Source organism: Nesterenkonia sp. PF2B19 (genome assembly GCF_001758425.2).
GTDB lineage: Bacteria > Actinomycetota > Actinomycetes > Actinomycetales > Micrococcaceae > Nesterenkonia > Nesterenkonia aethiopica.
On sequence record NZ_MDSS02000010.1, the window covers coordinates 50,582 to 75,765 of the forward strand.

20 protein-coding genes and 3 pseudogenes are annotated in these 25,184 nt (G+C 67.9%); 8 read left to right on the forward strand and 15 right to left on the reverse strand.

The window, feature by feature from the left end:
* Positions 1–39: 39 nt before the first annotated feature.
* From BCY76_RS04855 to BCY76_RS04875, 6 genes are all read right to left on the reverse strand, one after another.
* Positions 40–1,437 (reverse strand): mannitol dehydrogenase family protein, encoded by a 1,398-nt coding sequence (locus tag BCY76_RS04855; protein WP_237089966.1) that lies wholly within the window; start codon positions 1,435–1,437, stop codon positions 40–42.
* Positions 1,438–1,514: 77 nt separating this feature from the next.
* Positions 1,515–2,921 carry a glucuronate isomerase gene (gene uxaC / locus BCY76_RS04860; RefSeq protein WP_070161309.1) on the reverse strand — a complete coding sequence of 469 codons (1,407 nt, stop codon included), beginning with the start codon at positions 2,919–2,921 and terminating at the stop codon, positions 1,515–1,517.
* Between the two features lie 175 nt (positions 2,922–3,096).
* On the reverse strand, positions 3,097–4,305 hold the full coding sequence (locus BCY76_RS04865) for an amidohydrolase (protein WP_070161364.1): 1,209 nt from the start codon (positions 4,303–4,305) through the stop codon (positions 3,097–3,099).
* Between the two features lie 62 nt (positions 4,306–4,367).
* Positions 4,368–4,856 (reverse strand): hypothetical protein, encoded by a 489-nt coding sequence (locus BCY76_RS04870; protein ID WP_336581971.1) that lies wholly within the window; start codon positions 4,854–4,856, stop codon positions 4,368–4,370.
* 24 nt (positions 4,857–4,880) lie between these two features.
* On the reverse strand, positions 4,881–5,111 hold the full coding sequence (locus BCY76_RS20275; RefSeq protein ID WP_336581973.1) for a hypothetical protein: 231 nt from the start codon (positions 5,109–5,111) through the stop codon (positions 4,881–4,883).
* 15 nt (positions 5,112–5,126) lie between these two features.
* A complete protein-coding gene (locus BCY76_RS04875; RefSeq protein ID WP_070161311.1) occupies positions 5,127–5,885 on the reverse strand; it encodes a DUF5058 family protein in 759 nt (252 codons plus the stop codon).
* A 119-nt stretch (positions 5,886–6,004) separates the two neighbouring features.
* Between BCY76_RS04875 and BCY76_RS04880 the strand changes: the two genes are divergently transcribed.
* From BCY76_RS04880 to BCY76_RS04895, 4 genes are all read left to right on the forward strand, one after another.
* Positions 6,005–7,003 carry an Lrp/AsnC family transcriptional regulator gene (locus BCY76_RS04880; RefSeq protein WP_070161313.1) on the forward strand — a complete coding sequence of 333 codons (999 nt, stop codon included), beginning with the start codon at positions 6,005–6,007 and terminating at the stop codon, positions 7,001–7,003.
* 187 nt (positions 7,004–7,190) lie between these two features.
* On the forward strand, positions 7,191–8,435 hold the full coding sequence (locus BCY76_RS04885) for a M24 family metallopeptidase (RefSeq protein ID WP_070161314.1): 1,245 nt from the start codon (positions 7,191–7,193) through the stop codon (positions 8,433–8,435).
* An 80-nt stretch (positions 8,436–8,515) separates the two neighbouring features.
* Positions 8,516–9,304, forward strand: coding sequence for an IclR family transcriptional regulator (locus BCY76_RS04890; RefSeq protein ID WP_070161316.1), 789 nt, complete (start codon positions 8,516–8,518; stop codon positions 9,302–9,304).
* Between the two features lie 307 nt (positions 9,305–9,611).
* Positions 9,612–10,853 (forward strand): MFS transporter, encoded by a 1,242-nt coding sequence (locus BCY76_RS04895; protein WP_070161366.1) that lies wholly within the window; start codon positions 9,612–9,614, stop codon positions 10,851–10,853.
* 370 nt (positions 10,854–11,223) lie between these two features.
* Here the strand turns inward: BCY76_RS04895 and purU are convergent, their stop codons facing one another.
* From purU to glyA, 6 genes and pseudogenes are all read right to left on the reverse strand, one after another.
* Positions 11,224–12,117 (reverse strand): formyltetrahydrofolate deformylase, encoded by an 894-nt coding sequence (gene purU / locus BCY76_RS04900; RefSeq protein ID WP_139827626.1) that lies wholly within the window; start codon positions 12,115–12,117, stop codon positions 11,224–11,226.
* Entirely contained in the window at positions 12,114–12,986 is an 873-nt protein-coding gene (locus BCY76_RS04905; protein WP_083277651.1) for a sarcosine oxidase subunit gamma, read from the reverse strand. Before BCY76_RS04905 ends, purU begins: the two co-directional genes overlap by 4 nt.
* Positions 12,979–15,900 carry a sarcosine oxidase subunit alpha family protein gene (locus BCY76_RS04910; RefSeq protein ID WP_070161320.1) on the reverse strand — a complete coding sequence of 974 codons (2,922 nt, stop codon included), beginning with the start codon at positions 15,898–15,900 and terminating at the stop codon, positions 12,979–12,981. Before BCY76_RS04910 ends, BCY76_RS04905 begins: the two co-directional genes overlap by 8 nt.
* A complete protein-coding gene (locus BCY76_RS04915; protein ID WP_070161321.1) occupies positions 15,897–16,199 on the reverse strand; it encodes a sarcosine oxidase subunit delta in 303 nt (100 codons plus the stop codon). The genes BCY76_RS04910 and BCY76_RS04915 overlap by 4 nt, the downstream gene beginning before the upstream one ends.
* A gap of 9 nt (positions 16,200–16,208) precedes the next feature.
* A pseudogene (locus BCY76_RS04920) lies at positions 16,209–17,425 on the reverse strand (sarcosine oxidase subunit beta family protein).
* 2 nt (positions 17,426–17,427) lie between these two features.
* Positions 17,428–18,761 (reverse strand): annotated as a pseudogene (gene glyA / locus BCY76_RS04925) (serine hydroxymethyltransferase).
* Between the two features lie 109 nt (positions 18,762–18,870).
* Here glyA and BCY76_RS04930 point away from each other — a divergent pair.
* The 3 genes from BCY76_RS04930 (at position 18,871) to BCY76_RS04940 (ending at position 22,344) form a co-directional block, all read left to right on the forward strand.
* Positions 18,871–19,530 carry a GntR family transcriptional regulator gene (locus BCY76_RS04930; RefSeq protein WP_070161323.1) on the forward strand — a complete coding sequence of 220 codons (660 nt, stop codon included), beginning with the start codon at positions 18,871–18,873 and terminating at the stop codon, positions 19,528–19,530.
* Between the two features lie 385 nt (positions 19,531–19,915).
* Positions 19,916–21,529, forward strand: coding sequence for a BCCT family transporter (locus tag BCY76_RS04935; RefSeq protein ID WP_139827620.1), 1,614 nt, complete (start codon positions 19,916–19,918; stop codon positions 21,527–21,529).
* Entirely contained in the window at positions 21,526–22,344 is an 819-nt protein-coding gene (locus BCY76_RS04940; protein WP_083277653.1) for a creatininase, read from the forward strand. Before BCY76_RS04935 ends, BCY76_RS04940 begins: the two co-directional genes overlap by 4 nt.
* Positions 22,345–22,378: 34 nt before the next feature.
* Here BCY76_RS04940 and BCY76_RS20280 read toward each other — a convergent pair whose 3' ends face one another.
* The 3 genes and pseudogenes from BCY76_RS20280 to BCY76_RS04950 all read right to left on the reverse strand — a co-directional run bounded on the left by BCY76_RS20280 (position 22,379) and on the right by BCY76_RS04950 (position 24,129).
* Positions 22,379–22,531, reverse strand: a complete 153-nt coding sequence (locus BCY76_RS20280) for a hypothetical protein (RefSeq protein ID WP_336581990.1) — start codon at positions 22,529–22,531, stop codon at positions 22,379–22,381.
* 46 nt (positions 22,532–22,577) lie between these two features.
* A pseudogene (locus tag BCY76_RS04945) lies at positions 22,578–23,012 on the reverse strand (trimeric intracellular cation channel family protein); the annotation flags it as partial.
* A 100-nt stretch (positions 23,013–23,112) separates the two neighbouring features.
* Positions 23,113–24,129 carry an MBL fold metallo-hydrolase gene (locus tag BCY76_RS04950; protein ID WP_237089969.1) on the reverse strand — a complete coding sequence of 339 codons (1,017 nt, stop codon included), beginning with the start codon at positions 24,127–24,129 and terminating at the stop codon, positions 23,113–23,115.
* A gap of 158 nt (positions 24,130–24,287) precedes the next feature.
* Here BCY76_RS04950 and BCY76_RS04955 point away from each other — a divergent pair, with 158 nt between their 5' ends.
* A complete protein-coding gene (locus tag BCY76_RS04955; protein WP_070161325.1) occupies positions 24,288–25,184 on the forward strand; it encodes a LysR family transcriptional regulator in 897 nt (298 codons plus the stop codon).

Sequence of the window (25,184 nt, forward strand, 5' to 3'; positions counted from 1 at the left end):
CTCTCAGTGGGGCGGAGCTGCGCTCCGCCGGGGGTGACTTCAGTCGGTGAAGGTGCCGCGCAGTCCCTGGACCGCGGTGACGACCTCGGTCTCCTCAGCCAGCACAGGGTCGATGACGGCGAGCAGGGCAGAAGTCTGCGCGTCGTCGACGGCCTCAGCGTCGTCGGCCTCAGCGATGACGGCGCGGAGGCGCTCAGCAGCCGAGTCGTGGAGCTCCCGGCCTGTCTCAAACTGTGCGCAGATCTGGTCCATCCAGGCCGCGATGGCTCGCAGCGCAGCGGTGCCGGGACGTCCGGCCCTCCGTTCGGCCTGGAGGATCGGCACCGCTCGGGCTGCCAGCTTGAGCGATCCGTCGGCTCCGATCTGAGCCAGATGGTGTGCGATCCTGGGGTTCTCGAACCGGGCGCGCAACGCGGCCCGGTACTCGGGGATGCCCAGCGCAGGGTCCTGGAGATGGGCTCCGGCGGCGTCCCAGAGCTCCTCGACCCAGTCGGAGACGGCAGAGTCGCCCAGAGCCTCGGAGACGGTGGAGTGACCACGCAGCTGTCCCGCGTAGGCCATTAGCGAGTGAGCACCGTTGAGCATCCACAGTTTGCGGCGCTCGAAGGGTTCCACGTCCTCGACGAACACGGCCCCGGCATCTTCCCAGCACGGTCGACCGGCGGGGAACCGGCCGCTGAGCACCCAGGAGGTGAAGGGCTCGGTGACCACTGGAGTCTGGTCCGTCCGACCCGTGGCGGCCGCGACGGCGGCGCGATCCTCCTCAGCGGTCCGCGGCGTGATGCGGTCGATGGAGGAGTCGACGAACGAGATCTGCTCTGCGATCCATGCGGCGAGGTCCTCGTCGACCAGCCGCGCCGTCCCCAGGACGGCCGCCCGTGCCGCTGCCCCGTTGCCGGGCAGGTTGTCGCAGGAGACCACGGCCAGCGGACCTGAGCCGGCGGCGCGACGCGCCGCCAGCCCCACCACGATGCGCGGGCGCGCGCTGCGGACGCCGTCTCCGGTCAGACCGGCGTCTCCGAGGGTGAAGGCGCCTCCGGTCCGGTGGGTGCGCAGCGCCGCGACGTCCGCAGCGACGACCTCATCGGCAGTGTCGAGCTGGAGGCCCTCCGGCCCAGGGGTGAGGTGATATCCGGCCTCGGTGATGGTCAGCGTGATCAGCGCAGTCTCGGCCCGAGAGATCAGACCGCTCAGGGCCTCCACGTCCGCCCCGTCATGAGCTTCGGCGATGGAGGTCACCACGTCGAACTCATCGCCCAGCGGGCCGCGGGTGACCAATGTGTACAGGCCGTCCTGGGCGGTGAGGTGGTCTGCCGCCGTCCGGGTGCGTCCGGTGAAGGCGGCGATGCCCCACTCCCCCCGCGGATCCGCCAGTGCCGTGTACCAGGCCTGATGGGCCCGGTGAAAGGCGCCGAGACCGATGTGCACGATGCGCACGCGCGGAGCTGGTGCCGTCTGGTGATCGGTGCGGTTCAGGAGAGAGAGAGTGTCCCCTGTCGTATTCGATGCGTCGTTCACAGCTTGAAGGCCCTCCTGGGTGAGGTGTCGACCAGCTCGACGATCGCCTGATGAGCACGAGCTTCGGTGATGCGGTGCTCTGCCACCAGTCTGGCCAGGAATGAGGCCTCCACCCTGCGTGAGGCGTCATGACGAGCCGGGATCGAGCAGAAGGCACGGGTGTCATCGATGAAGCCCGAGGAGCGGGTGAACCCGGTGGTCTCGGTGACCGCGGCACGGAAGCGCAGCATCGCGTCCGGTGCGTCAAGGAACCACCACGGGGCACCGACGAACACCGAGGGGTAGAAGCCCGCCAGAGGGGCGATCTCGCGAGAGTAGACCGACTCATCGATGGTGAAGGGAATGAGATGGAAACCCTCCACGGTGCCGAAGTCCTCAAGCACCGGACGCAGTCCGCTCGAGTAGTCCACGGCGAAGGGGATGTCATGTCCGGTGTCCGGGCCGAAGCGTTCAAGAGTCGGTGTGTGGGTGTTGCGGTGCACACCAGGATGGACCGTCATGACCAGTCCGTCCTCGGCCGACATCTGCGCCATCTGATACATCATGTGCGCTTCGAAGGCGCGGGCCTCCTCCAGCGTGGCCGTGCCGGTCATGCCCTTCTCAAACAGAGCCTCGGCCTCGGACTTGTCCATCCGCAGAGTGCGTGGGGTGTGGGCCCCGTGGTCGGCGGAGACCGCCCCGTGGTCGATGAAGTACCCGCGACGGGCCTGGAGGGCGCGCAGATACCCGGCGTATCCGGAGACTCCGCCTCCGACCGTCTCCACCAGGGCTTCGACGACCTGACGGAACTCGGGACCGAACTTCAGGTATCGGTCAGGACGGAACGTCGGCAGGACCCGACCGGTGAAGGTGGGATCCTCAGCCAGCCGACGGTGGGCCTCCAGATCGTCCAGCGGATCGTCGGTGGTGGCCAGGACTTCGATGCCGAACTGGTCGAACAGCGCCCGCGGCCGAAAGTCCGGTGCTGCGATGCGCTCGGAGATCGCGTCATAGAGCTCGTCGGCACGGTCCTCGGTGATGGTCGAATCGTCGATGCCGAAGACCCCGGTGAACTCCTGCCGCAGCCAGTACCCGGATGCGGTGCCGTCGAAATCCGCCCAGTGCGCGCAGAAGATGCGCCACGCCTCCCGCGGGGAGACCTCGGCGCTCCCGCCGACCCGCAGCTGCTCCAGCGGCACGCCGTTGGCGTGGATCAGTCGGGTGACGTAGTGATCGGGGCTGATCAGCAGCGCTGTGGGGTCCGGAAAGGGAGTGTCGTCGGCCAGCATGGCGGCGTCCACGTGTCCATGCGGGGAGACGATCGGCAGGGCCTCCACCTCGGCGTGGAGGTCTCTGGCGATCTCACGCACCCTCGGGTCGGCCGGCAACAGACGATCCGCGTGATCAGCAATCTCAGTCGGCATGGGCACTATGCTTGGCCCGCGCAGACCCCCCGGGCAATCTCTTGCCAGAAGTTGCCACCATCGGTGGGCGGCCGCGCTCGCCACTGCCGAGCACTCCCCGTTGCGGCACGCGAACGACCTGGAATCGGTCAGCGCCTCACCGGGGAGGCCGCCTTCCGCTGAAGGGCGCCCGAGCTCACCCCGCTCTGAAGGCTCGGCACAGCGCCGCCACCGCGGCCCGCACGCCCGTCTCCAAGGTGGTCTCCTCCTCCGGGGCGAAGTGCGGCGAATGGTTCATCGGCACGTGCTCCCCTGCCAGGGTCTGCGCATCATGTCCTCCGAAGTACCAGTACACGCCGGGGACGCCGGCGGAGGCCGGCAGCGTGCCGAAGTCCTCCGAGCCCATGAGCGGCTCGCTCTCCATCACCTGGTCCGGGCCGAGCTCGGCGCCCAGGGCCTCGACGATCGAAGCCGTCCAGTCGGGGTCGTTGGTGAGCAGCGGGAATGTGTAGAGCTCTTCGATGACCGGCGCCGGGGCGGCGGACGCCTCCGCCTCGGCCAGGATGACGCGCCGCACCGCGGTGAGGACGCGCCGGCGGGTCTGCTCGTCCAGACTGCGGATGTTCAGCGTGATCTCCGCCTGCTCCGGGATGATGTTCTCCTTGAGCCCCGCGTGGAAGGTCCCCACCGTCACCACTGCGGAGCGCCGGGCGTCGAGCTCGCGGGAGACCACCGTCTGGAGTCGCGTGACGATGTGGGCACCCAGGACCACGGGGTCGATCGCATCCTGAGGCTGTGAACCGTGGGACTGGCGCCCGCGGAGGGTCACTCGCCACGAGTCCGCGAGCGCCATGGCGTTCCCCGTGATGTGCCGGATCTCTCCGGCCGGAATCGGCATGACATGCTGCCCCAGGATGACATCGGGCCGGGGCGCCCGCTCCCAGAGGCCGTCCTCGACCATGGCCCGCGCGCCGGCGGCGGTCTCCTCGCCCGGCTGGAAGAGGACGAGCAGGGTGCCTGACCATCCGTCCTGCTGGGCGACCAGGTGGCGGACGGCCCCCAGCAGGCACGCGGTGTGGACGTCATGGCCGCACCCGTGCATGACCGGCACCTCGGTCCCGTCCGGCAGCGTGCCCCGCGCGCCGCTCGCGTAGGGCAGCCCGGTCTCCTCCTCGATCGGGAGCCCGTCGGTGTCCGCACGGAAGGCCACCGTGGGGCCCTCCCCGTTGCGCAGCACCCCGACGACCCCGGTCCCGCCGCAGCGGAAGGTCTCGAGACCGGCAGCCTCCAGTGCGCGGGTGAGGTACTCGGCGGTGTGATGCTCCTGCATCGAGAGCTCGGGGTGGCGGTGCAGGTGCCGGTAGTCCTGTCTCAGTCGCCCCCTGGGCTCGTCGTCGAGGTGGATTCGTCCGGGTGCGTCGTCGTGACGGGTGCATGCATCGTGGTTCCTCTCCGGTCGGTCACTGGTCACTTCCCCTGGGGCTGCCCGCTCGCTGCGGTCTCAGCGCGGCCCTCCGCTACGCGCGGTCGCAGGAACCAGGTCAGCAGGATCGTGGTGAGCACACAGATTCCGGTGGCGACGAATGCCAGGCCGGGCATCAGCGGCACCAGCCCCAGCTGCACGAGGACCGCGACCGCGAAGGCGATGACCACAGGGCGCAGTCGTCGCACTGTGATGATCGCCTGTACGGCGACGGCGCCGAAGACGGCCGGCACGACGTAGGTGCGCACCACCTCGAGCACCGTCTCCGGGGTGATGGACAGCAGCCAGGTGCCCATCAGTCCCACGAAGATCACCAGCGAGACGATGTGCACCACCGCGGCCCCGCATATCGCCATGGATGCCGCCAGGCTGCCCCGGTCGGTCCCAGGCTGAGCACCCACGTTCTGCTGGGCGACCACAGCTGAGGGGAGGAGCTTGTTGGAGATGTTGCCGATCATGAAGGCCTGATACATGGCGGCAGGGCCCAGGATCGGGTATTAGGTCACCGGCTCGACGAGCCAGATGATGAAGAACGTGCCGGCCACGGCCGCGAAGGCCGTCAGCAGGGCTGAGGCGGTGACGCCCAGGTCCGCGAAGAGGACCAGGTAGAGCGGCCCGGAGAGAGAGACCATCAGCCCGATGATCATGGTGAGGCGGCCAGCACGTGTCGTCGTCGCTGTGAACTGCGCCATCGAGCGCGGGGGATTCCCTAGGGTGGAGGTGCTCATGGGTGTCCTTCCGTGTCAGCTGATGCCCAGTCCGAGGCCGGCCTGGTCTGCGACATATGCCGCCGCGAGGCCCGACAGGATGGAGAGGCCCAGCCCCCACTCCCGGATCCAGGGCAGCGAGAGACGCGACGCCGCATAGGCGGCGAGCCCCATGGAGGCGCCCCCGACGACCAACGCGGTCGTATGCGCCGCGCTGATGCGGACCTCCGCGATCCCCAGGGAGAGGAACGCTGCGACCAGCGCCGCTCCCGGCACCACGGTCAGCACCAGCGGGTTCAACCGTGCGATCCGCTTCTCACTGCGCTGCAGGACCGGAGTGAGCAGCAGGGTGGCGAGCATCCACATGGCGCCGCCGGCGCTCATGGCGAAGAAGGCGACGGCGAACGCCGTCTGCGTGTAGCCGGGGCCGCCCAGCTCAGCCCCGGCGGCACCGGCGGCGATCGACGCTGCGCCGGTCTCATAGGCCACCGAGCCGATGAGACCGATCCTGACCAGGACACCAGGGGTGCCGAAGAGCGCGAGCAGCGAGAGGGCGACGATCACCACGGCTACGGAGGGGCCCAGTGCCGCGACCGCTCCTGACCGGAAGGAGACCCGTAGGTCGTGCCGATCCATGCCGACTCCGGGTCCGGCACGCCGGGCGGCCTTCATATAGATGGCGGTCTGGACGATGATGACCAGGAAGACGCCGAGGGCGCTGACCCACAGCAGCGGCATGTTCGCCACAGCCAGCACATCGGTCGACGTCTCAGGCGAGGCGGCGGGTGATGTCATGGACGAGATGCCTCCGTCGTCGAGGGGTGTTCCGCGGACGACTCCACCTTGACTGTGACGCCCGACACTTTCACCAGATTTCCGAGAAAAATCCAAAGATCCCGTCGGATGATGGACATATGACCGTTCTTGCTGAGGAAGACCTGCGATTGATCCATGCACTCCAGGTCTCCCCCCGCGCCTCCTGGACACATCTCGGGACCGTGCTCGCCCGCCATCCCTCGACGCTCGCCGCACGGTTCGAGAACCTCCGCCGGTCCGGCGCCGCCTGGGTCACGGCACACCCACGAGGCACCCCGGACGAGATGACCCTGACCCTCCACAGCGTCATCTGCGATCCGGCCTCCCGAAGGTCCGTCACCGCAGCCCTGTGCGCACTCCCCGAGGTCTACTCGGTGGAGGAGTCCCCCAGCGGACGGGACCTGCTGCTCACCGTGATCGTCCCCCACCCCGGCGACCTGCGAGAACGGGTATTCCCCCTCTTCGACGCCATACCAGGCCTGCTCCGCTGGCAGACGTTCCACTGCACCGCACTGCACAGGGGTGCGGACGACTGGGACCTCGGGGCCCTTTCCCCTGACCAGATCCGTCAGCTGAGGGCACGACCCGCCCATCCGCAGACCCCCCGCTCCCTGCGCTCCTTCGGGCCGATCGTCCGGATCCTCGCCGAGGACGGGAGAGCCTCGTCCCGGACCGTCGCCGCACGGACCGGCCTCGCACCCACCACCGCACGCCGTCGCCTGCACCAGGTGCTGGCCAGCGGGCGAGTCTCCCTGCGCTGCGACGTCGCCCAGGGACTGCTGGGCTACCCTCTCGTCTGCCAATGGTTCGCGCGCCTCCCGACGACGCTGCACCCCCGAGCCGCTGCGCTGCTTGCCCAGATGGGAGCCCCGCGGCTGTGCACCTCCACGACAGGCACGACGAACTTCCTGTTCATGATGTGGCTTCGATCAGCCGCGGAGATCACCGAGATCGAACAGCAGATCGAGGAAGCCCTGCCGAGCCTGCAGCTGGCAGAGAGCGTCGTGCTGACCCACATCCCCAAGCGCGTCGGCTGGGCCCTCGACGAGCAGGGTCGTGCCGGACAGCTGCTCACCAAGCCGGCGGACTACTGGTGAGCTGCAGCGGAGCCAGAATCCCCCATGACTCGCGAGTCGCCCCAGGCCACACACGCCTCAGCAGCCTCCTTGACGTGGCGAGCGTCACTCTCCATAATTGGCGCAACTGAGTTGTGTTGAATGCAACTCAGCGATTCAGACACCGCGCTCTCCACATATGGGCGCCCGACGACGGCGAGGCACACCGATGACGACCACCACTGACACTGTCTCCGACCTGGAGCGCCTGAAGACGCTGCACAACGGCGAGAAGCAGCCGCTGACGTTCTCCGCCGAAGAGTTCGAGCGCCGCCTGTCGGGCCTTCGGCGCATCATGAGCGAACAGGGCCTCGACGCCGCGATCCTGACCAGCTACCACGGCATCAAGTACTACTCCGACTTCCTCTACACCACCTTCGGCCGCAACTACGCACTGGTCGTCACGCAGGACGATTCAGTCACCGTCACCGCCAACATCGATGCCGGCATGCCGTGGCGGACCAGCCACGCCGACAACATCGTCTACACCGACTGGAAACGTGACAACTTCTACTACGGCCTGCAGCAGGCCGTGGCCCGCGCCGGCGTCCCCGCCTCACGAATCGGCGTCGAGGACGACTCCCTGCCGGTGATGACACGACGCAGCATCCAGGACGCCTTCCCGGATGCCGAGCTCCTCGACGTCTCGCAGGCCGCCATGCGCCAGAGGATGATCAAGTCGGACGAGGAGATCGAGGTCATCCGACATGGCGCCCGCATTGCGGATCTCGGAGGTGAGGCGATCAAGGCCGCCATCCGCGAGGGCATCATGGAATATGAGGTCGCCCTCATCGGCACCGAGGCGATGACCCACGAGATCGCCAGAACCTTCCCCCACCGCGAAGTGCGGGACACCTGGGTCTGGTTCCAGTCCGGCATCAACACCGACGGCGCCCACAACTGGGCGACCACCCGCCGGCTGCAGCACGGCGACATCCTGTCGCTGAACTGCTTCCCCATGACCTCGGGCTACTACACCGCTCTGGAGCGCACACTGTTCCTCGGCGAGCCGGACGAGACGAGCCTGCACCTGTGGAACGTCAACGTCGAGGTGCATCGGCGCGGCCTCGAGCTGATCAGGCCCGGGGCGGTCTGCAAGGACATTGCGGCAGAGCTCAACGAGATCTACGTGAGCCACGGACTCCTCCCCCGGCGCACCTTCGGATACGGCCACTCGTTCGGGGTGCTCTCCCACTACTACGGCCGCGAGGCCGGCCTGGAGCTGCGCGAGGACATCGACACCGTCCTCGAACCAGGCATGGTGGTCTCCATGGAGCCCATGATCACGATCCCCGAGGGCGAGCCCGGCGCGGGAGGATACCGCGAACACGATATCCTCGTCGTCCAGGAGGACGGAGCTGAGAACATCACCGGATTCGGCTTCGGACCGGAGCACAACATCATCCTCGCCTGAGGCTCCTCATCGCACGGTGGGGTCGACGCCGGAGCGTCGGCCCCACCGTGGCCACGGGCTGGAGAACAGGAGCCCCCGACATGGCAGACCGCGAGACCAGGCGACAGCCGGGCCGTGAGCCCTCGGTGATCGTCAACGTCATCGAGGTGCTCCGCTGCTTCACCGTCGACGAGCCGCAGCAGAGCGTCACCGGGATCTCCTCCCAGGTCGGCCTCCACAAGTCGACCGTCTCGCGCATCCTGGCCACGCTCGAGGATGAGCGCATCGTGGAGCGCGACGAACCCTCCCGCCGCTACCAGCTCGGCCTGGGCCTGATCGCCGTCGCCGGACCGCTGCTGGCCAATCTGGACGTGCGTCGCGTCTCCCTCGACGAGCTCCAGGATCTCGCTGCGGAGACCGCCGAGACCGCGGCGCTGACCATCTGGGACGGCGAATCCTCTGTGACGGTTGAGCAGGTGGCGAGCCGGCTTCAGGTCAAACACACCTCCGAGCTGGGCAGCCGATACTCGACCGGCCTGAGCGCCAGCGTGCAGGTGCTCCTCGCCCATCGCCCTCCGGGAGAGGCCCAGCGCCTCCTGGACACCGGGAGGGTGACGATCCCGCCGTCCCTGTCCACGGAGCAGCACCTCGACCTGCTCGCCCAGGTCCGCCGCCAGGGCTTCGCGGTCAACCACGCCCAGACGTCCGCCGATGAGGCCGGAGTCGCCGCCCCCGTGCGGGACCACCGCGGGGAGGTCGTCGCCGCCATGATGATCGCAGCCCCCGCCTTCCGCGTCCCAGAGACGCGCATCCCGGAGCTGGTGCAGCTGTGTCGCCACTCTGCCGACCGGGTCAGTCGGCGCCTGGGCGCCGCACCCCAGCCCTCCTGACCGCGACACCCCTTCGGCACACCTCCTGCTGCGATCCGCGCCCCGGTTCGGCGCGGCATGCCCGCACGCGCCCCCCCCCACTGAACTGTGCCGAACCGTTGACGACATGTGACACCGCTCATACTCTTAACGCAACCGAGTTGCGTTCATCGCAACCTTTGAGCGGAGGTATCGCATGTCCCCTCAGCCCGACTCCCCTATCCGGCACACCCAGCCACCGGCTCTCGACCGAACCGACACCCACCAGACCACCCCAACACCGAACACGGCGGGACTGACTCCCGTCGACCCGCTCACTCGACGCAAAGTGGTCGCCGCCACCTTCATCGGCAACTTCGTCGAATGGTTCGACTACGCCGTCTACGGCTACCTCGCCGGAAGCATCGCCATCGCGTTCTTTCCGGAGAGCGATCCGACGACTCAGCTGCTGGGCGCGTGGGCCGTCTTCGCCGTCTCGTTCCTGGTCCGACCCCTCGGCGGGTTCTTCTGGGGGTGGCTCGGGGACCGTTGGGGCCGCAAGACGGCCCTGTCCTGGTCGATCCTGGTCATGTCGGTCGCAACCTTCTGCATCGGACTTCTCCCCACCTACCCGACAGCCGGAATCCTCGCACCGCTGATGCTCCTGCTGGTCCGTGTGGTGCAAGGGTTCTCTGCTGCCGGGGAATACGCCGGCGCCTCGGCCTTCCTCGTCGAGTACGCACCCAAGGGCCAGCGAGGCAGATACGCGGCCGTCGTGCCGGCCTCGACGTCGGCCGGCCTGCTCTTCGGCCTGCTCTTCGTCACCGGGCTCACCGCGGCTCTCGGATCGGACGCGGTGAATGAGTGGGCGTGGCGCATCCCGTTCCTCCTGGCCGCACCCCTGGGACTGATCGGCCATTACATCCGCACCCGGCTGGAGGACACCCCGCAGTTCACGGCGCTCCAGCAGCAGGATGACGTCATCACGGCGCCCTGGCGCGACCTCTTCGTCCAGCACTGGCGCCTGCTGCTGCGTGCCCTGGGTGCCGCGCTGCTCAATGCGGTCGCCTTCTACATCCTGCTCAGCTACATGCCCAACTATCTGGAGTCCCAGCTTGACCTCTCAGTGACCCAGGCCAACACTATGACGGCGACCTCACTTGTCACCTATATCGGGTTCATCCTCATCACCGGATCGCTCTCAGACCGAGTAGGCCGGCGCAAAGTGCTGCTCTCGGCGTCCGTGGCCATGTTCGTACTGGCCGTACCGGCCTTCATGCTGCTGAAGCACGGATTCCTCCTCGGCGTGCTGGTCCTCGTCATCATGGGCGGAACGCTCGCACTGAACGACGGCGTCCTGCCGAGCTTCCTCTCCGAACAGTTCCCCACACGGATCCGCTACACCGGCTTCGCAGTCTCGTTCAACTCGGCCAACGCCTTCTTCGGCGGCACCGCCGCATTCGTGGCCACGCTGCTGATCTCCGTGACCGGATCCGCGCTGGCCCCTGGCTGGATGCTGATGGCTGCAGCGTCGATCGCCTTCGTGGCGGTCCTGCTCTCCCGGGAGACGGCGCAGGAGGAGCTGCGCTGAACGGCAGGGAGGCGCGCACGACGGGCGTGAGCCTCGTTCTGACGGCGCTGTGCGGGAGTCACGTCTGCCCGGACGGCACAGGCGTGCTGGGACAGCGTGGTGTGACCGGGAAACCGGAGCTCCAGAGCCGGATCGGGCCGGACTCGGAGCAGAGACGGGAGTGTTCAGTTCTCACCCGTCGTCGACGATCTGCGCCTCATGGGCGTGTCAGCGTCTGCGCAGAGCAGCTCGTCGATGACCTTCGGCGACAGCACGTGGATCAGGGCCCGGGGAGGCTGCGGGACAGCAGCGGTCGGCCGCCTGGGCCCACCACCACTCTCTGAGGGCCCGGTGACCGCGATGCGTCGCGGCGCACGATCGTCCTGCGCCCTCACCGCAGGACGACCGTGCGCATCCCGTTGAGGAAGACCCGCCCCTCACAGTGCCACCGGACGGCGTTGGACAACGCCTTCGACTCGGTGTCTCGTCCGGCGGCGACCAGATCCTGCGGCATATAGGTGTGATCGACATCGACCACCTGCTGGGCGATGATCGGACCTTCGTCCAGCTCCTCGTTGACATAGTGGGCGGTCGCGCCCACGGTCTTCACTCCCCGGTCGAAGGCCTGGTGATACGGTCGGGCGCCTTTGAAGGAGGGCAGGAAAGAGTGATGGATGTTGATCGCCTTCCCCGAGAGCGTCCTCGTGAGATCATCCGAGAGGATCTGCATGTACCGCGCCAAGACGACCAGCTCCACGTCGAACCGGCCTACCAGGTCCAGCAGCTCCTGCTCGGCGGCCTGCTTCGTCTCGGGGGTGACCGGCACGTGGAAGTACGGGATCCCATGCCACTCCACGAGCTGTCGATGATCCTCGTGGTTCGACACCACGGCGGCGATCTCGATCGGCAGCTCACCCGCCCGCGACCGGTTGAGCAGGTCGTTGAGGCAGTGGCTGAATCGGGACACCATGATCAGCACGCGCCGCGGCTCCCCGTGGCGGAAGAGCTCCCACCGGGCGTCCAGCTCGTCGGCCAGCTCGGCGAGCTCCTCGCGCATCCCCGCGCCGCCGACCTCGGCGCCCCCAGGTCCGCTCAGCCTGACCTGGACGCGGAGGAAGAATCGGCCGGTGTGCTGGTCGTCGAACTGCCTGAGCTCCACGATGTCGCCCCCATGCCGCAGCAGCACCCCGCTCACAGCATGGACCAGGCCCGGTCTGTCCGGACAGTCCATGCTGAGCACATGGTCCTGCGACTGGTCTGCCGATCCACGGTCAGGCCCGATCATGACTGCCATGACATCCTCCTGAAGTGATGGTGGAGGCCGACCTGCACTGACGTCGGCCATGAGACCCCCTGTTGAGGTCCGTCGGTTCTTCGATCCTCCGCCCGCGTCCGTCGAGCGCGTCCGCCAGGGACGCACACCGGACCCTCGCACACAGCAGAGGGTCCGATGCGCGTCATCCCAACGTCAGAGGAATCCCGGTGCCCCCGGGAGCTCCGGCTGGGCGAACTCCGCCATGCGTCGATCAGCCACCGGACGGTGTAGTCCGCGAAGGAGGCCCGCGGCAGGATCCGCCACGTGGTCTCCGCGCTGCGCACCAGGACCACCGGGACGGTCCCGAGCAGCGTGGAGACCCCGCTCCCGACCGGGAACGCCCTCGGATGGAGATCCACCGCGCAGCCCTTCTCCAGGACCGCACGTGCCTCGACGCCGGCCAGTTCGAGCACCGCACGGTTGGCGGAGAGGTCGAGCAGCTGGCCCGGCAGTCCCTCCAGGCAGCCGGCCAGCTCCTCAGCTTCGCCGGGGAGCTGCTCCCGGGAGACGTCGATGACGAGGAACTCATCCGGGCCGAGCCAGACCGCGTGCAGGCCGTTCAGATCGCCGCTGGTGCCCCGGTGATGCTGAGGGAGCGTCAGCCCGACACGCTGCTCGACCGCCTGTGCGGACGGCGTGCCGGGCCTCACCCGCACCCCCAGTTGCACCGGGAAGGCGATCTCGCGGAGCCGCACCTCCCGCCGGCCCGAGACTCCGGCATCGTGCATGGCCTCCTCGAGGTGGGCCACCGGTGAACGTCGCCGCGGGCCCTGCGGACCTCCCTGATGCGGACCGGTCCGCGCCGTCTCTGCTGTCATCGTCACGGTGTGGTCACCCATCGCGCCGGCTCCCTTCGGGGTCGTAGAGGACATGTGAGGTGATCTCGACGTCGACCACGCGGTCCCGCACCGGGACCTGCGCGATCTCGCCGATGAGATTCCTGCCGTCATCCACCAGGGCCAGCCCGAAGGGACGGCCCAGAGCGGCCGAGAGGTAGGAGGAGGTCACGTGACCGATCATCGGCACAGGACCCTGATCAGGCGTGATCGACGTTCCGCGGGCGACGAGCTGTGCGCCTTCCTCGAGGCGGGTGGCGCCGTCGACAGGCAGCACCCCCACGAGCTGCCGACGGTCGGAACGGGCTGTGTCAGGCCGCGAGAGTGACCGTTTGCCCACGAAGTCCTTGACCTTGGAGACCGCCCAACCCATTCCCGCATCATCCGGGGTGACGGTGCCGTCGGTGTCCTGTCCGACGATGATCAGGCCCTTCTCCGCACGCAGCACGTGCATCGTCTCTGTCCCGTACGGCGTGATGTCGAACTCCGCCCCGGCCTCGGCGACCATCTCCCAGACGTTGAGCCCGTAGAAGGCGTCCACATTGACCTCGAAGGCCAGCTCGCCGGAGAACGAGACCCGACAGATCCGCGCGGGGGTACCATCGACCAGCTCCGTCTCGCGGAACGCCATGAAGGGGAAGCCCTCGCGGGAGACGTCGAGCTCGGGCGCCAGCTTGGCGATGACGTCACGGGACCGAGGGCCGACCACGGCGATCGTGCTCCACTGCTCGGTCACCGAGGTCAATGACACGTCCAGCTCCGGCCACTCCGTCTGATGCCACTCCTCCAACCAGTCCAGCACCCCGGCGGCACCGCCGGTCGTGGTGGTCATCAGGTACCGATCCTCGGCGATGCGGAGTGTGACGCCGTCGTCGAAGATCATTCCATCAGCGCCGCACATGAGTCCGTAGCGTCCTTTGCCGACCGGAAGTTTGGCGAACCCATTGGTGTAGATGCGGTTGAGGAACTCCCCCGCGTCGACACCGCGGATCTCGATCTTGCCCAGCGTGGTGACGTCCATGAATCCCACAGAATCGCGCACAGCGGCACACTCCCGCAGGACGGCGGTGTCCATGTCCTCACCGGGCCGGGGGAAGTACCACGGACGCTTCCACTGGCCCACGTCCTCGAAGAGTGCTCCGTGGGCGAGGTGCCAGGGGTGGATCGCGGTCACGCGCGCCGGATCGTAGAGGTCTCCGCGACGCCGGCCCGCCAAGGCCGCGAAGGAGACCGGCGAGTAGGGGGCGCGGAAGGTCGTGGTCCCGACCTCGGGGACTTCGTCATTCAGCACAGCGGCGATGACCCCGATGGCGTTGACGGCGCTGGTCTTGCCCTGGTCGTTGGCCGTGGAGATCGAGGTGTAGCGCTTGACGTGTTCGACCGCGCGCAGTCCGGCGCCGACCGCCCGCAGCACATCGGCGACGGTCTGGTCACGCTGAAGGTCGACGAAGTGGGTGTCCCACTCGGCAGGCTCCCCGTCTGCGCGCGGGACGAGCCACAACGGACATACGGGTCCGCCTGTGCAGTCCGCGCCGGGACGAGCGTCTGCCCGGGGGATCTCGAGCTCGGCGGCATACCCCATCTCGACGGCACACTGATGCCCGGCCCGGGCGCCTTCCTCGAGCACGGCCTGCAGGCCGGCGGTGCCGGCGAGCGAGCCGACGACCTGCTGCCCGGGCACGGGAGCGTCCGGGAGGAAGGCGGCCAGCTCCTCGTCCCACCGCAGTCGGCCCTGCCGCTGGCTGTGCAGGTGGACCACCGGGGAGTGTCCGCCCGAGACCGCCAGCAGGTCCACCGGGATGGTCTCAGGCTCGCCTGCGAGGTTCCCCTGCGCATCCAGCGGAGCTGCGGAGACGGCGCTGATCCGGCCGTCGGCCCCCTCGCCCGCCGTCCCGATGACGGCCTGGCCGAAAAGACCCCGCACGCCTGTGGCCCGCAGCACCTCTGCGGCGGCTGGTGAGGGCTCCGGCCGGGAGTCGACCACGGCCACGGGCGGCGCACCAGCGGCGTGGAGATCCTGCACGAGGGCATAGGCGCTGTCATTGGTCGTGGCCACGACCACCTGCGAGCCGGCCAAGGCCGCGTAGCGGTTGAGGTAGCTTCTGACGGCTCCAGCCAGCATGACGCCCGGACGGTCGTTGTCTGCGAAGACCAGGGGGCGCTCATGCGTACCGGTGGCCAGCACGACGCGGCCGGCGCGGATGTGCCAGACCCGCTCCCGAGAGACCCCCGGGCGCGATGCCGGGGGGAGATGGTCGGTGCGGCGCTCGACGGCGATGACGTAGTTGGAGTCATAGCTGCCGAATGCGGTGGCCCTGCGCAGGTAGGTGACGTCCTGGCGGGCCTCCAGCTCTTCGGCGACGTCATCGGCCCAGCGCCTCGCATCACGGCCGGCGATGCTCTCGTCGCGGCTGGACAGCAGGGACCCGCCCGGCTGTGGCTGCTCGTCGATCAGCATGGTGCGCGCACCGCCGACGGCGGCCTGCCGGGCGGCGGCCAGACCGCCTGGGCCGGCTCCCACCACCAAGACGTCGACATGGACGTGCTTGTGGTCATAGGTGGCGCCGTCGGGCCTCGGGTCCAGTCGACCCAGACCCTGCAGGAACCTGGCCTCGAGCTCGTCCACGGCCGAGACCGTCGTGGCCGGAATCATAGACTCATCAGCGTGGCCCGCATTCCGGGAGCTGACGGCGAGCAGAGCGTTCGGCTCCTCCACTCCTGCGCTCATGATGCCGCGGGGCCGACTCCGATAGATGGATCGTCCCGACACCAGGCGCCCCGCGCCGACGAGGGCGCTGGCCACCGTGTCCCCCGCACAGGCGGTGAGCGGATGCCCGTCCACCTGCAGGCGCAGAGTCACGTCTCGGTCGATGCCGTGGCCCGGTGCACGGTCTGTGGTGAGTCGTCCAGTGGTCATCGGTCTCCTCCTTCCTCGTGGGCGGCGTCCGCCGTGGCCCGCTCCCCCATGGGCCAGGTCTCGTGGATGCGGTACGTCACGGTGTCGCGCAGCGCGTTGAACCATCGCCGGCACCCGACGGCGTGGTTCCAACGCTCGGCGAACTCACCCTTCGGGTTGTCGCGGTAGAACAGGTACTCGGCCCACTGGCGGTCGTCCAGGGCGTGCGGATCCCGGGGATAGGCGACGTGCGCCTGGCCGCCGTAGTGGAACTCGGTCTCGTTTCGGGGCCCGCAGTGGGGGCAGGTGATCAGCAGCAAGAGGGTCTCCTAGTGGGCGACGGCGGCTGCGCCGTGTTCGTCGATGAGCTGGCCGGTCTCGAAGCGGTCGAGCGCGAAGGGTTCATTGAGCGGGTGGGCCTTCCCTGTGGCGATCGTGTGGGCGAACGTGAGCCCGGAGGCGGGGGTGCCCTTGAACCCACCGGTCCCCCATCCGCAGTTGACGTACAGCTCATCGACCGGGGTGTCGGAGATGATCGGCGAGGCGTCGAAGGTGGTGTCCACGATGCCGCCCCAGGTGCGCAGCACGTGGGCGCGGGCGAACATCGGGAACAGCTCGACGGCGGCGGCCATCTGCTCTTCGATGACGTGGAACGCTCCGCGCTGCCCGTAGCCGTTGTAGGAGTCGACCCCGGCGCCGAGGACGAGCTCCCCCTTATGGGCCTGGGAGACGTAGACATGGACGTGGTTGGACATCACCACAGTCGGGTGCACCGGCTCGAACAGTTCCGAGACCAGCGCCTGCAGCGGGTGGGACTGGATGGGCAGACGGAAGCCGGCCAGTTCGGCCAGCACCGAGGAGTGGCCCGCCGCCGCCAGCCCGACCTTGCCCGCGGCGATCCGTCCGCGTGATGTCTGCACCCCGGTGACGCGACCTCGGTCGAGCTGGAAACCGGTGACCTCACAGTTCTGGATGAGATCCACTCCGAGCTCGTCACACCGGCGAGCCAGCGCCCAGGCCACGTGGTCGTGCTTGGCGATGCGGCCCGGGGCTGGTAGGTGGCGCCCATGACGGGGTAACGGATGTCGTCCTCGACGTTGATGATCGGGCACACCTCCTTGACCTCCGCCGGGCTCAGGAATTCGGCATCCACCCCGTTCAGCGCATTCGCATTGACCCTGCGCCGCGCCTCCCGGACGTCCTGGAGCGTGTGCGTCAGATTGAGCACTCCGCGCTGCGAGAAGAGAAAGTCATAGTCGAGCTCCTCGGGAAGCTGCTCCCACAGCTTCAGGGACTGCTCGTAGATCGCGGCAGACTCATCCCACAGATAGTTGGAGCGGATGATCGTGGTGTTCCTGGCCATGTTCCCGCCGCCGAGCCAGCCCTTCTCGAGCACGGCGATGTCCGTGATCCCGTGCCGGGTCGCCAGATAGTAGGCAGTGGCCAGTCCATGGCCGCCTCCACCGACGATCACCACGTCGTAGCTGTCCCTCGGCTCGGGGTTCCGCCAGAGGAAGTCCGGGTGCTCCGGAAGCGCCTCAGTCATGATCAGGCTCCCATCGGTGTCAGTGTCGGGTACAGGGGGTGCTCCGCCGCCAGGGCCTCCACCCGGTCGCGCAGCGTCGCCACCTCTGCGGGTTCGGCGCCCTGATCCGCGCATCCGGCGATCAGCGCACGGGCGATGACGTCGGCGACCTCGGCGAAGGCGTCGTCGCCGAAGCCGCGGCTCGCCAGAGCGGGGGTCCCGATGCGCAGCCCGGAGGTGACCATCGGAGGACGCGGATCGTCCGGCACGGCGTTGCGGTTCACCGTGATGCCCACCTGGCTCAGCAGGTCCTCGGCCTGCTGCCCGTCGATCCGGGAGTCGCGCAGATCCACCATGACCAGGTGGACGTCGGTCCCACCGCTGAGCACGCGGACGCCCGCCTCCTTCACGTCCTCCTGGGAGAGCCTGTCCGCGAGCATCTGGCTCCGGCGACTGTGCGCGTCTGACGCTCGCGGAAGTCCTCCTGACCGGCCAGCCCGAAGGCCACGGCCTTTCCGGCGATGACGTGCTCGAGGGGTCCGCCCTGCTGGCCGGGGAAGACTGCGCTGCGGACCGACTTGGCGATCGCGTCGTCGTCGGTGAGGATCAGCCCGCCGCGCGGACCCGCCAGCGTCTTGTGGGTGGTGCTGGTGACGACGTCGGCATAAGGCACCGGATTGGGGTGGAGGCCGGCGGCGACGAGGCCGGCGAAATGCGCCATGTCGACCATCAGGCGAGCTCCGACGTCGTCCGCGATGCGACGGAACGCAGCGAAGTCGAGCTGCCGCGGATAGGCCGACCAACCCGCGATGATCAGGCGCGGACGGTGTCGGCGAGCCTGCTCCGCCACGTGGTCCATGTCGATCATGGAGGACTCCGGGTCGACGCCGTAGGCGGCGACCTCATAGAGGCGGCCGGAGAAGTTCAGCTTCATCCCGTGGGTGAGGTGTCCCCCATGGGCGAGGTCGAGCCCCAGAATCGTGTCCCCGGGACTGAGCAGCGCATGCATCGCCGCAGCATTGGCCTGGGCACCGGAGTGCGGCTGCACGTTGGCATGGGCTGCGCCGAAGAGCGCACGAGCTCGGTCGATCGCCAGCGTCTCGATCGCGTCGACATGCTCGCACCCGCCGTAGTAGCGACGGCCGGGGTAGCCCTCGGCGTATTTGTTGGTCAGCACGGACCCCTGGGCCTGCATCACCGCGAGCGCCGTGTGGTTCTCCGAAGCGATCATCTCCAGCCCGTCGCGCTGCCGGGTCAGCTCGGCGTCGATATGTCCGGCGACTTCGGGATCGATGTGACCGAGTGATCCGGTCTGCACCCGGGAGACCCCGGAGTCTGTGATGGGCGTGACGGTCATGTCCCCTCCTCGTGCCTTGTTTGTCGACAACTGATATATCAGTTGACGCCTTACAATATGAGGTACGTCATATCCGGTCAACCCCTCCCGCGCAGATAGCGAGACAGCCATGCGTCCCGATCCCTCCCCGGCCGCTGGGCCGCTGCCGCTGGGCGAGCGCGCCTACCGCGAGCTTCGCGACCGCCTCATCCTGCTCGACATCCCTGCGGGCGCGCCGATCAGCGAGAACGCACTGACGGAGGAGCTGGGGATAGGCCGCACCCCGCTGCGCGAGGCCCTCAAGCGCCTCGAGACGGACCATCTGGTCGTGACCTACCCGCGCCGCGGGACCTTCGCGACGCCGGCCGACGTCACCGAACTCGCAACGATCTCCGAGATCAGGATGCTGCTGGAACCGCATGCGGCCGCCAAAGCCGCCGAGCGACGAGGCGGCTCCGCACGGAGCCAGATCGAACGCGCACTCGAGTCCATCCGGCTGATCGAGACGACGTCGAGCCGTCGGGAGCTCATCACCCAGGATCTGGAGATCCACCGCACCATCTATCGCGCCGCCGAGAACCCCCATCTGGAGGAGACGCTCGTCCGCCTGGACAATCTGGCCACCCGGATCTGGTGCCTGGTGCTGCACCGACTCCCCAGCATCACCACACACATCACCGAGCACGAGGCCCTGCTGGCCGCCATCCTCGGCGGGGACTCCCCCGGCGCCGAACGCCTCGCGCGCACCCACGTCGCCGCGTTCGAAGCCACGGTGCGCACCGCGCTGTGACCGGACCCCTGAGTCGCCCCATGACAGAGAGGGCCCCTTGACCGCGAGGACAGATCCCCACATAATTCATGCAACTCAGTTGTGACTGACGCAACACCTCGATGAGGCCCTGCCTCGCCGTCGGCCACGCCGGGTCACACCCACTGGCTCCATCGACCACACTCTGTCGCTGAAGACGTCTCTCGGAGGACGCATGTCACCAGAACCAGCAGCCACACCCCCGCCCCGCACGACCGCTCAGATGCGCCCCGATCGGTCCGACCCGTCACCTGCGTCCGACGAAGAACGGATCCCGTCACCGCCCCCTGCTGACCCCGCCTCCTCACCGAGGGTTCTGCCCCGCTTCCGCGGACAGATCATCCCCCGAACAGATCGGATGATCATCATGACGCTCCCGCCGCTGATGATCGCCGCCGTCGTCGTGCTGACGATCCGACACCCCGAGCGCACCGCCGAGCTCATCGACCGGATGCGCACCTTCGTCACCTCCGGGTTCACCTGGCACTTCGTGCTGTACTCACTGATCGCCGTCGGCGTCTGCGCCTGGCTGGCGATCAGCAGACACGGACGCATCCGTCTCGGCGGCCCCCAGGCACGCCCTGAACACAGTCGATTCGCCTGGTACTCGATGCTGTTCGGCTGCGGTCAGGGGATCGGCCTGATCTTCTGGGGGATCGCTCAGCCTCTCATGCTCCGCGTGGACGCACCTCTCATCTCAGGCTCCTCGCCGAGCGAAGGAGGCGTGGTGTGGACCTACTTCCACTGGGGAGTCACAGCATGGGCCATGTACTGCGTCGTAGCGGTCTGCCTCGCCTACTCCCACCACAATCTCGGCAAGACCCTGACATTCCGCGAAGCCACGGTCGACATCCTTCCGCACCGAGCCCGTCGTCCCGCGGGCGTGGTCGTGGAGCTGCTCGCCATCATCGCCACGGTGCTGGGCCTGGCGACCTCCTTCGGATTCGCCTCGATGCAGTTCTCGGCCGGCCTGCAGTCCTTCACGGGAGTGGAGAGCGGCCCGGGCATCTGGATGGGGGTCATTCTGACCCTGGCCGGGCTCACTGCGATCTCCGTGCTGCTCGGTGTCAACAAGGGCATGCGGCGCATCAGCGAGACCAATTCGGTCCTGAGCATCATGCTGATGGTCATCGTCTTCGTCTTCGGGCCCACCGTCTACACCCTGTCCAACCTCACCCAGACGTTCGGCTCCTTCATCACCCACTTCGTCCCGATGTCGTTCTGGACCGAAGCGGGCGAAGGCGGCGCGGCGCTGGACTCTTGGCAGGACACCTGGAACGGCTGGTGGACCGTCTTCATCTGGTGTTGGGTCATCGCCTTCTCGCCGTTCGTGGCGGGCTTCATCGCCCGCATCTCCCGCGGACGCACCATCCGCGAATTCGTCCTGGGCGTGACCCTCGTTCCGTCCCTGATCGTGATGATATGGGTCGGAATCATCGGATCAGCCGGTCTGCACTACGACGACACCACTGACCGGTCGATCTCGGAGGCCGTCGCCGAGGACTCTGCCGCCGGGCTCTTCCTCACCCTCGACATGATCCCGGTGCTCGGCACTGGGCTGCTCGTCATCGCCACGATCCTCGTGGCCACCTACTACGTGACGAGCCTCGACGCCGGCAGCTACGCCCTGGCAGAGTTCGTCTCCGCCCCGAAGAAGGCCGGACCCTGGTTCCGGGTGGTGCTGGTCGCGAGCATCGGCACCGTGGCCGTGGTCCTCCTCACCCTGGGCGGGACCCAGGTCGTCGACACCGTCCAGACGGGCACGATCATCGGCGCCTTCCCGTTCTCCTTCGTCATTCTGGTGATGATCGTCAACCTCATCCGCCGTCTCAGGTGCCGCACGGCGGCGGTCCGCAGGATGGAGAAGGAGATCAACGACCCGCGGCATCGCGCGGAGGACGACCATCTCGACCATGACGACCCCGGAGGAACCACGGAATCGTCACCCGTCGTCCAGCCGGCGCAAGGAGACCGACCATGACATCTGACCACCGAGCCGCCCAGGCAGAGCCGGCTGAGGTCCACCTGGCGATGATGGACGCCGTCAGCTGGAGACGCTGGGCGACGCAGCCCGGCTCGACGGTGCTGATCCCCGTCGGAGCTCTGGAGCAGCATGGCCCGCACCTCCCCTTGGGGACCGACGCGCTGCTGGCGGACAGGATCGCCGCCGGGGTCGCCGAAGGGACCGCCATGCGTGTCGCTCCCGCGCTCACCTACGGGTATAAGTCTCAGCAGCGCTCCGGCGGCGGGGACCATCTGCCCGGCACCACCAGCCTTGACGCCACGTCGCTGATCGCCATGACCCGGGACCTCGCCAGGTCCTTTCTGCAGCAAGGGGTGGCCCACGTCGTCCTGGTCAATGGACACTATGAGAACTACCAGTTCCTCTACGAGGGGGTCGACCTCGCGCTCCGGGACCTGGGCGCAGGCCGCCGCGAGGACCAGGCGGCGCTGCTGCTCTCGTACTGGGACTATGTCTCAGCCACCACGCTGGAGACTGTCTACCCCGACGGGTTCCCGGGCTGGGACGTCGAGCACGGCGGTGTCCTCGAGACCTCACTGATGCTCCACATCGACCCTTCGAAGGTGCGCCTGGACCTCGCTCCGGACCATCCGGCGGCGCAGCTCCCGCGCTTCGACCGTCTGCCAGTGGTGGAAGCGCGGACCCCGGCCAGCGGATGCCTCTCCTCCCCCAGCGGATCCGATGCGGCGAAAGGTCGGCTGCTCTTCGACCAGGTGGTGGAGGCCCTCCGCACCGACCTCGTCGAGGAGCTGGCACTTCCGGACAGCAGATGACCAGCGCACTGCTGCGGAGTCGCCGACTGACTCCTCACCGACGGCGCCGCCGCAGCACCGCCAGCGGCACCCTCCACCGGTGCCGCAGCGCCAGCAGGCGCAGTCCGAACACCAGCAGCGCGACGGCGACGGCGCTGATCGCGTGGAACAGGCCGGTCTCCAGCAGCAGCGCCAGTCGCCCCCGCACCCAGGAACGCGGGGGCGGCGTAGACGCCCTGGGGGTTGAAGATCTGCGGCACCTCATTGGCGACGACGTCGCGCAGCGCCCCTCCGCCGACGGCGGTGGTGACGCCCAGCAGAACGACCGCCACCGGGTTCAGCCCCGCCTCATGGGCGATCGTCGCCCCCATGACGCAGAACAGGGACAGCCCGAGGGCGTCGAAGACCAGCAGCGTGCGCCGCAGTCGGTCCTCATGGATGAGTCGGATGAACACCGCCAGGACCGCGAGCACCACCGGCACCAGGTATTGCGGGGCCGCGAAGGCATTGGGGACCCCGATGTTCAGCACCAGATCCCGGATCACGCCGCCGCCAAGTCCGGCGAGGCTCGCCAGCAGCAGCGAACCCACCAGATCGAAGCCCTTGCGCACAGCCAGCAGCGCCCCGGAGACTGCGAAGGCGAAAGTGCCCACCAGCTCCAGGACGAGGACCACTGTGGTCATCGACATCGCGGCTTTCCTCCTCGGTCGTCGCTCGAACCCTCACCAAGTCCGCAACCACAAGCCTGCCACGCGGGAGTCTCCTCCGACGCAGCGGGCAGAGCAGCCGTCAGACCTGGAAGGGGATGACCGCCAGGTCATCTGGCACGAGGAACTCTCCCGAGTACCCTTCAGCCGCCACCCGCTCCCAGGCAATGGCACCGGAGCCGGGGACGAGGTGATGCAGCGCCAGACGCCGCGCCCCCGCCTCACGGGCCACGCGAACGGCATCGGCCACCGAGGTGTGGGACTTGTAGTGATGCGCCAAGGATGCACGCGACATCTCGTCGTCCTTGCCCCGGTACATCGACTCCATGAAGTCGAAATCGATGGCCTCGTGCAGTACCAGTCCGGCGTCCCGGCTCAGTCGAACCATATTCGGTGTGTACGTCGTGTCCCCCGAGACGCACACCGAGCCCTGGGCCGTGTCGAAGCGGAATGCGAAGGCCGGGGCGACAGGCGGATGCTGTACAAGGGTGGCCGTGACGACCACTGACTCGTCCCGGAAGATCTCGAAGCCGTTCGTCGCCGGCACCGGATTCTCATTGGGGTGGAACTCCAAGGAGCTGGGGATCTCGATGTCCTGCGCAGCAAAGATGTCGAGCGGCGACGGCCTGAGGGCATCGATGACCCGGTCGTTGAGGTCTGTCGCAGCGGCCTCCATCAGCCGCATGAACATCTCCGCAGTCCCTGGGGTGGGACTGTACGGAGCCACCGGACTGGGCGCGACGGCGGCCAGTGGAGACACCGGCGGCAGGGCGCCCCGGTCACCGGGACCTATGATCGGCACAGGTCGGCCGATCCTGTCCTGGAGCTCAAAGAGCCCGAACAGGGCCAGTGTGTTGAGGTCCACCGTGTGATCCGAGTGCAGGTGTGTGAGGAAGATGCCCTTGAGTCTGCTCATCTCGAGCCCTGCCCTCTCGATCTGGCGGCCGACACCGTGGCCGCAGTCCACCAGATAGAAGCCGTCGTCGACCACGATGGCCGTGGCAATGCCGGTGCGCGAAGAGTCCCGCCAGAACCGCGGCCCGCCGGCCGTGCCCAGTGTGATCACGTGGTGTCCACTCTGCTTCGTCAGTCCGCTCACGGGTCTCCGCTCCTCACTGTCCGCTTGGCGCCTGCTCACGCCCGTCTCGTGGATCCAGTCTGCTCGGGCTGCCCCATAGTGGAAAGCGAATTTAAGTCATGGCAGACTTCGACGCAGATTAAGTTCATGCTCAACTCGCCACGCCTCGAGGAGACACGATGCCGGAGATCACCCTTCGTCAACTGGAGTACTTCCTCGCCGTGGTTGACCACGGCTCGATCAGCGCCGCAGCCCGGCAGCTGCACATCAGCCAGGCGGCCATCTCTGTGGCGATCCGGCAGCTGGAGAAGGGCCTGGACGCAGAGCTGCTGAACCGAGCTCCGGCACGTCGCGCCCAACCCACACCTGCCGGCCAGGCCCTGCTGCCCCATGCCCGGCGGGCCGCCACAGCCATCTCTGATGCATCAGAGGCTGTCAGCAACGACCATTCCGAGATTCGCGGCACGCTGCGCGTCGTCAGTTCAATGACTGTGTCACCGCACGTGCTTCCTCGACTCGTGTCACATTTCGCTGCGGAGCATCCCGCGGTGGACGTGACCATCGCGGAGGCCACCGTTCCCGAGATCCATCAGATGCTGCGGAGCGGACAGGCCGACTTGGGGTTCGCCTATGCACGCCAGTCAGCAGAGGATCTCGACGAGACGCGGATCGGCACGAATCAGCATCACGTGATGCTCCCTGCGGAGCACCCGCTCGCCGATCGTCCCGGCATTCAGCTTCGCGAACTCATCCAGGAGCCCATGATCATGGTGGACATTCCGCCGAGCGTCGAACGCGTCACCCAGATCATCATGGACCTTGGGCTGCAGCCCCGCGTCCAGTGGTCGTCGTCGAACTTCGAGACGGTCCGGTCTCTCGTGGGGCACGGACTCGGCTGGGCGTTCGTGAATGTGACTCCTCAGACGGACATCACCTATGACGGCCTGAAGGTGTCCTACGTGCCGATCCTCGACGACATCCCAGCGAATCCCATCATCGCGCTCACCGCTCCCTCCGAAGAGCTGCCTGCCCGCGTGCGAGAGGCGCTGCGGCACCTTCAGGACCAGATGGTCTGA